This is a genomic window from Azospirillum formosense (assembly GCF_013340925.1).
Lineage (GTDB): Bacteria > Pseudomonadota > Alphaproteobacteria > Azospirillales > Azospirillaceae > Azospirillum > Azospirillum formosense.
In genome coordinates this window covers 19,274-27,042 of record NZ_WHOR01000050.1, presented here as the reverse complement: position 1 = coordinate 27,042, position 7,769 = coordinate 19,274, and the positions used below count along the sequence as shown (strand labels likewise).

Below are 7,769 nucleotides of genomic sequence, written 5' to 3'. Positions count from 1 at the left end.
AGATTGATCCCCTCCCCTGCGCCAGCGGGGGAGGGTTAGGGAGGGGGCAAGACGTCGCGACGCAACACCCTCACGCCGCCTTCAGCATCCCCTGCATGTCCTCGTAGGACGGCAGGTGGTCCAGCTTGCCGACCGCGGACACCGCCATCGGGCCGGCGAAGACGCGGTTGGCCGCCGCCGCCACATCCTCCGGCGTCACGGCGTCGATGCGCTCGAAGATCTGCTCGATGGTCCGCACCTCGCCGGTGCGCAGCAGCGTGCGGGCGAAGCGGTCGGCGCGGCGCATGGTCGATTCCAGCGACTTGCCCACCGAGAAGCGCATCTGCTCCTTCGACCGCTCCAGCTCCACCGCGGTCACGCCGTCGCGGGCCTTGCGCAGCTCATCGAAGAAGACCGGCACCAGCTCCGCCACCTCCTCCGGCCCGGTGCCGGCGTAGAAGCTGAGCGCACCGCCGTCCGCATACTGGATGGGTGCTGCGTAGACCGAATAGACGAGCCCGCGCTTCTCGCGGATCTCCTGGAACAGGCGCGAGGTCATGCCGCCCCCCAGGATGTTGGCGAGGTGGCGCAGCGCGTAGCTCGCCGAATCCTCGGTGCCGACGCCGGGGAAGGCCGCCATGAAATGCACCTGCTCGGCGTCGCGCTTGAGCAGCGCCGCCCCGCCCTTGTTGACGACCGTCTCGTGGAACGGGTCGTCCTTGGCGGTCAAATGGCCGAACAGCGCCTCCGCCCGGCGCACAACCGTGCCGTGATCAACGTTGCCGGACACCACATAGACCATGCGGCGCGGGTCGTAATGGGACACATAGTCGAACAGATGGTCCCGCCCGAAGCCCGCGACGTTCTCCTTCGGGCCGAGGATCGGGCGGCCCAGCGCCTGCCCGTCGAAGGCGGTGCGGCGCAGCGCCTCGTAGACCACGTCCTCCGGCTCGTCGGCGTAGCGGCCGATCTCCTGGATGACCACGCCGCGCTCCTTCTCCACCTCCTCCTCCGGGAAGACGGAGTTGAGGACGATGTCGCCGATGATCTCGCAGGAGACGTCGACGTGCTTGGCCGCCATCTGCGTGTAATAGGCGGTGACGTCGTAGTCCGTGTAGGCGTTGAATTCGCCGCCGCGGTTCTCGATCTCCAGCGCGATGCCCAGCGCGTCGCGGCTCTCCGTTCCCTTGAAGATCATGTGTTCCAGGAAATGGGCGATGCCGTTCACCGCCGGCCGTTCGTTGCGCGCCCCGACGCCGACCCAGACGCCGCTGGTCACCGTGCCGAGATGCGGCAGGTGGTCCGTCAGCACGCGAAATCCGTTGGCGAGGGTGGTCAGTTGGATCGTCACACAGGGTCTCCTGGTTGGGCACGGGATCGCCCGGAACATCGGGGGCGTTGCATTGACGTGGGGCGCCATCCGCGAAGGAACAACGCTCCGCGGTTTGGGGTCAAGTTCGGGGTTGGGCGTTGCCGTCAGCCGCGCGGCGACGCCAGGGCGGCGCTGAGGGCGCGGCGGTTGCGGTGGGCGCGCATCAGCAGCGGCGCCGGAACGTCGCCCGGCACCAGCAGACGCCCGCCCGGCAGCAGCCGCACGCCGTGCCGTTCCAGTTCGTTCAACAGCTCCGCCATCGATCGGCGCATGGTCGTCCTCCACCGAGCAGACTTTCACCACTCGCATCATGGCGGAGAACTTCGATAGGATCGATGTGGATTATTCTATCTCACCGATAGGATGATCCTATTCATTCCTCAATGCCGGCTTTTCAGGGAGGCCAGACGGTCGGACAGGGTGCTAGGCGCCGGCTTCGCCCCCGTGGCGGCATCGAGCGCCGCCTTGATGTTGGGATCGTCCTCTTCCGGTTTGGACGGCTTCAGCAGGCGGGCCTTGGCGCTGGACGCCTCCGCCTGGGCAAGGTCGCGGGCCGCCGCGTCCTGCATCGCCTTCAGCGCCGTGCCGAGGCTGGAGGTGGCGCCGCTCAGCCCCGCCGCCTGCCGGGCCGCCTCCGCCCGCTGCTCGGCCATGTCGCGCTGCTGGGCGGCGCGGCCCATGTCCCGTTCGGCCCGCTGCAACGCGCTGCGGGCGGCCTTCAGCTTGCCGCCGGCCTCGGCGTAGGTCGTCTCCAGCATGGTCAGGAACTCGCGCGCGTCCACGGCGTCCTGCTCCTCCCGGTCGATGTCCGGAGCCATCTGCTCCAGCATCCCCACCAGCGTTTCCAGGCTTTTTTCAAGCTGGGCCTTGCGACCGGCATCGCTTTCCGCCTCCATCTGACGCTGCAGATGCTCGGCGGCGGCCATGCGCTGGCGGGAGAGTTGAAGGATGGTCTCGGCCTCCTTCTGCTCCTTCTCATAAGCGGCGCGCGCCTGCGCGACCTGAAGGCCGAGGCTGTCCAGATGCTCTTCCATCGTGCGCAGTTCGGCCTCCGTCGCGGCCTTCGGGTCCCAGCGCACCAGGGCTTCCACCGCCGACTGGACGGCCTGATCGGTCTTCACCCCGACGAGGTTGCGGATGAACGAGATCATGGTTGCGGTTCCTCTCTGGTTCGGCGGGCCTTCAGCCCGCCATGGCTCCGGCGTTCAGCAGCGCGATGGCGATCTGGAGTCCGGCCAGCGCCGTGCCCGCGGCGACATTGCCGGATTCGATCATGGCGCGCAGGTCGCGGAACAGCCGGATGGCGATCAGGAAGGTAATCAATTGCAGCACCAGCGCAACGGTTCCCCAGATCAGGATGTCCACCAGGACGAGGCTGGTCGCCAGCGTCGCCGCCAGCGGGATCGCCAGCGCCACCATCGTGCCGCCCAGCACCACGCCGGCGGCCTGGTTGCCGCTCGCCAGCAGCTCGCGCTCGTGCAGCGGCGTGACCGCGACATAGACGGCCACCCCGATCAGGAACAGGGCCAGGGTCGCTCCGAAATGCAGAAGCAGCAGCGGCAAGCCGGATTCGAGTCCCTGCAGGATTTGCGCGACGCTGGTGTCCATGGTGTCTTCCGTAGGGGCTGGCGGGATCGGGCGGGAAATTCAGGAGAGGGAGAGCGAGGCGGGGTTGACGTCGATGCCGGCGCGGACCTCCACCCACGCCTCGCCGCCGTCCTCCACCGCCGCGACCAGCACATATTCGGTGCGGGGCGCGGGGTCCGCGGCGCCCGTGGGGGCCGCGTAGAGCATGGCGGTCACGCGGCGGGTGCGGCTGCCGCGGTGGTCGGTCAGCGTCTCGTCGAAGGTGACGGGGGCGATGCGGGACGCGCCGGGCGACCACTGCCGCCCGTACAGCTTGCCGTCCTTGGTCTGGAACTGCGGGTAGCCGATCATCCCGTCGCCGGGGTCCAGCCAGAAGCCCCATTCGTCGTTGTCGGTGGGGTGCACCTCGTCCAGCATGGAGAACCAGCGGCATTCGTCCGGCGCGCCCCCGGCCCCCAGGTGAAGCTGGTAGAAACCGCTTCCGCCCGGAAGATACAGCCGGTGCAGCGTCACGCCGCCACCCGTCAGCGTGCCGACGGCCTCGACGCTGACCATCGAGCCGGCCCCCTCCGGCGCCGTGGCCTTGATCGCGCCACCGCCCAACAGGAAGGGCGTGGGATCGGGCGTCAGCGTCATGCCCACCCGGAACAGCGACGGTTCGTAGGACGCGCCGGTGGCCTTGGCCTTCACGATGCCGGCGGCGGTACTCCAGGGCGAACGGGTCATGGCGGAACCTCCGGATCGGGAGCCCGAGGAGCGGCGGCGCAGGACGGTCACGGCCACCACCATCCCCCCGACGAGGACGATCAGAAGAATCAGGGTGCCCCAGCCACCCCCGGAGCCTCCATCGGAGCCGGCCGGGGAAGACGGCGTCTCCGGCGTGGCCTGCGCGACGTCGCGCGGAATGTCGGGTGGCAGATAGTTGGGGTCGCGCGGCCGGTCCTCCTGCGCGCGCAGGCGGGTGTCGAGATCGTCCAGGCGGCGGCGCAGGTCGGGGTCGTCCTGCGCACGCCGCTCCGCCTCCGCGCGCCACTCCGCGTAGCCGGGATCGCCCTGGTGGTTGTGGAACCAGTCGGCGTAGCCGGGGCGCGACAGGTTATCGAGCAGGAACCACAGGAACAGCCCGTCCCACAGGCCGAAGCTGGGACGGCTGCCATAGGCCCAGCCCGGCGGACGCCAGCCGCCGTACCAGCCGCCCGGTCCATAGCCGCCGGTGCGCCGCTGCCCCCAGCCGGAGCCGGAACTCGAACCCCAACCCCCTCCTCCGCTCCAGCCGGAGCCGGACCCGGAACGGGGAGGCGGCGCGGCGACCGGCGGGGTCCGCTCCCGCTGTTGTTGCTGTTGCTGCGTCCGGTAGCGGTCCAGCGCCTCGCCGCTCGAACGCCGGGACACACCCACATCGCCACCGCCGGACGGCGCCCCGCCGGGAAAGCCGAAGGACGGCCCGCCCTGGGGGCGGCTGTAGCCACCGCTGCCGGTGGACGGCGCGCGCGAGGGGGCGGAGCGGGTGGAGAAGGACGGGGTGCGAACGGACGGACGGCTGTATCCGCCGCTGGAGCTTCGCCCCCCGCCGGCCCGCGCCTCCGCCGCCTGCGGCCAGAGCAGCGTGGCGGTGGCCGCGGCAAGCCCGGCGGACACCGCCGCGGGTGCGGCGGCGGGCAACGGGTGGAGCGGCGCCAGCGCCAGAAGGACGCTCAGGAACCGGGCGATCATCCGGTGTCGAAGGGACATGGGGCCTGAGGGCATGGAGCCTGTGCGGTGCCGTGGATGCCGGCCAGAACACCCTACATGCCCAATTGTTCACCATCAACCTCTTCGCCGGCCAACCTCTTCGCCGGCGGGTTGGACATGGTGATGCGGCGGCCCGCGCAGAAACCCCACCGGGGCGATCATTGCAAAGACCATGAGGAATTCAGGAAATCGCCGCCCCTCCACAGGGCCGGCGGGAGCAAGTTGTAATACCACTTCTATGGCCGGCGCCTGAAAACGTGTCGCAGGCGGAGCGTTGACTTGACGACTCCCAAGGCCGCGACGTAAGACATCTCCGTTCCGCGGAAGTTCCTTCCGGAATGGTAGGACCAGCGGCGTGGCAAGACGCCGCAAGGGCAAAAAGCCGGGTCCGCGAGCGCGCCCCCCGGGTCGGGGAATCGGACGACTGTTGAGCAACCTTGGATGAGAGGACCGCACCGTGCTTGAAGCTTACCGCCAGCATGTCGCTGAGCGTGCCGCGCTCGGAATTCCCCCGCTGCCGCTTTCGGCCAAGCAGACCGAGGAGCTGGTCGACCTTCTCCTGAACCCGCCGCAGGGCGAGGAAGCCTTCCTGGTCGATCTCATCACGCACCGCGTCCCGGCGGGCGTCGACGACGCCGCCAAGGTCAAGGCCGCCTTCCTGGCCTCGCTCGCCAAGGGCAACGAGACCTCGCCGCTGATCTCCAAGGTCAAGGCGACGGAGTTGCTGGGCACCATGCTCGGCGGCTTCAACATCAAGCCGCTGATCGACCTGCTGGGCGACGCCGAGTGCGGCGAGGCCGCCGCCGCGGGTCTGAAGACCACGCTGCTGATGTTCGACTACTTCCACGACGTCAAGGAACTGGCCGACAAGGGCAACGCCAACGCCAAGGCGGTGATCCAGTCCTGGGCCGACGCCGAGTGGTTCACCTCGCGTCCCGAGGTCCCGGCCAGCCTGACGCTGACCATCTTCAAGGTGTCGGGCGAGACCAACACCGACGACCTGTCGCCGGCCCCGGACGCCTGGTCGCGCCCGGACATCCCGCTGCACGCCCTGGCCATGCTGAAGAACCCGCGCCCCGGCATCGTGCCGGAGGAGGCCGGCGTCCGCGGCCCGATCAAGCAGCTTGAGGATCTGAAGGCCAAGGGCAACCTGGTCGCCTATGTCGGCGACGTGGTCGGCACCGGCTCCTCGCGCAAGTCGGCCACCAACTCCGTGCTGTGGTGGACGGGCGAGGACATCCCCTACGTCCCGAACAAGCGCTTCGGCGGCGTCTGCCTGGGCTCCAAGATCGCCCCGATCTTCTACAACACCATGGAAGACGCCGGCGCCCTGCCGATCGAACTCGACGTCTCGCAGATGGAGACGGGCGACACGGTCGAGCTGCGCCCCTACGAGGGCAAGGCGCTGAAGAACGGCGCGGTGATCGCCGAGTTCACCGTCAAGTCCGACGTGATCTTCGACGAGGTGCGCGCCGGCGGCCGCATCCCGCTGATCATCGGCCGCGGCCTGACCGCCCGTGCCCGTGAGGCGCTGGGCCTCGCCCCGTCGACCCTGTTCCGCCTGCCGTCCTCCCCGGTCGACAGCGGCAAGGGCTTCACGCTCGCCCAGAAGATGGTCGGCCGCGCGGTCGGCCTGGCGGAAGGCCAGGGCGTGCGTCCGGGCACCTATTGCGAGCCGAAGATGACCACGGTCGGCTCGCAGGACACCACCGGCCCGATGACCCGCGACGAGCTGAAGGATCTGGCCTGCCTCGGCTTCTCCGCCGATCTGGTCATGCAGTCCTTCTGCCACACCGCGGCCTATCCGAAGCTGGTGGACGTCAAGACCCACCGCGAGCTGCCGACCTTCATCTCGACCCGCGGCGGCGTCGCCCTGCGTCCGGGCGACGGCGTGATCCACTCCTGGCTGAACCGCCTGCTGATGCCCGACACCGTCGGCACCGGCGGCGACAGCCACACCCGCTTCCCCATCGGCATCAGCTTCCCCGCCGGCTCGGGCCTCGTCGCCTTCGCCGCGGCCACCGGCGTCATGCCGCTGGACATGCCGGAGTCGGTGCTGGTCCGCTTCAAGGGCGCGCTGCAGCCGGGCGTCACGCTGCGTGACCTCGTCAACGCGATCCCGCTCTACGCCATCCGCCAGGGTCTGCTGACGGTGGAGAAGAAGGGCAAGAAGAACATCTTCTCCGGCCGCATCCTGGAGATCGAGGGTCTGCCCGAGCTGAAGGTGGAGCAGGCGTTCGAACTGTCCGACGCCTCGGCCGAGCGGTCCGCCGCCGCCTGCACCGTCCGGCTCAACAAGGAGCCGATCATCGAGTACATGCGCTCCAACATCACCCTGATGAAGTGGATGATCGCCAACGGGTACGAGGACGCCCGGACGCTCGGCCGCCGCATCAAGGCGATGGAGGACTGGATCGCCAACCCGTCGCTGCTCGAGCCGGACGCCGACGCCGAGTACGCCGCCGTGATCGAGATCGATCTGGCCGACATCAAGGAGCCGATCGTCGCCTGCCCGAACGACCCGGACGACGTGAAGCTGCTGTCGGAGGTTGCCGGCGACAAGATCGACGAGGTCTTCATCGGCTCCTGCATGACCAACATCGGCCACTTCCGCGCCGCCGGAAAGATCCTGGACGGGAAGACCGACATCCCGACCCGCCTGTGGATCGCCCCGCCGACCAAGATGGACGCCCAGATCCTGACCGAGGAAGGCTATTACGGCGTTCTCGGCAAGTCGGGTGCCCGCATGGAGATGCCCGGCTGTTCGCTGTGCATGGGCAACCAGGCGCAGATCCGCAAGGGCTCGACGGCCATCTCGACCTCGACCCGCAACTTCCCGAACCGCCTGGGCATCGACACCCGCGTCTATCTCGGCTCCGCCGAGTTGTCCGCCGTCGCCGCCCTGCTGGGCAAGCTGCCGACCCCGGCCGAGTATCTGGAGCAGGTGAGCGTCGTCAACCAGAAGGCTGGCGACATCTACCGCTACATGAACTTCGACCAAATCAAGGAGTTCCAGGACGTGGCCGACACGGTCGCCGCCTGATCCGCCTGCACCTCTTCCCCTCCCCTCGCGCAAGCGGGGGGAGGTCGGGAGGGGGCC

The 7,769-nt window shown here is 69.0% G+C and carries 6 protein-coding genes; 1 reads left to right on the top strand and 5 read right to left on the bottom strand.

The window, feature by feature from the left end; all coding sequences use genetic code 11:
* Positions 1–70: 70 nt before the first annotated feature.
* The 5 genes from GBZ26_RS09425 to GBZ26_RS30615 form a co-directional block, all read right to left on the bottom strand.
* On the bottom strand, positions 71–1,330 hold the full coding sequence (locus GBZ26_RS09425) for an insulinase family protein (RefSeq protein ID WP_174438617.1): 1,260 nt from the start codon (positions 1,328–1,330) through the stop codon (positions 71–73).
* 125 nt (positions 1,331–1,455) lie between these two features.
* Positions 1,456–1,623: a hypothetical protein gene (locus GBZ26_RS09420; protein ID WP_174438616.1), complete on the bottom strand. Its 168-nt coding sequence runs from the start codon at positions 1,621–1,623 to the stop codon at positions 1,456–1,458.
* 108 nt (positions 1,624–1,731) lie between these two features.
* The gene (locus tag GBZ26_RS09415) at positions 1,732–2,502 is read right to left on the bottom strand and encodes a hypothetical protein (RefSeq protein WP_174438615.1); all 771 of its coding nucleotides are present in this window, start codon (positions 2,500–2,502) and stop codon (positions 1,732–1,734) included.
* A 31-nt stretch (positions 2,503–2,533) separates the two neighbouring features.
* Complete coding sequence (locus GBZ26_RS09410; protein WP_137141793.1) at positions 2,534–2,959, bottom strand: DUF350 domain-containing protein; 426 nt, start codon at positions 2,957–2,959, stop codon at positions 2,534–2,536.
* A 39-nt stretch (positions 2,960–2,998) separates the two neighbouring features.
* A complete protein-coding gene (locus tag GBZ26_RS30615) occupies positions 2,999–4,651 on the bottom strand; it encodes a DUF2491 family protein (RefSeq protein WP_281427498.1) in 1,653 nt (550 codons plus the stop codon).
* Between the two features lie 475 nt (positions 4,652–5,126).
* Here GBZ26_RS30615 and acnB point away from each other — a divergent pair, with 475 nt between their 5' ends.
* A complete protein-coding gene (gene acnB, locus GBZ26_RS09400; protein WP_174438614.1) occupies positions 5,127–7,712 on the top strand; it encodes a bifunctional aconitate hydratase 2/2-methylisocitrate dehydratase in 2,586 nt (861 codons plus the stop codon).
* Positions 7,713–7,769: the final 57 nt, after the last annotated feature.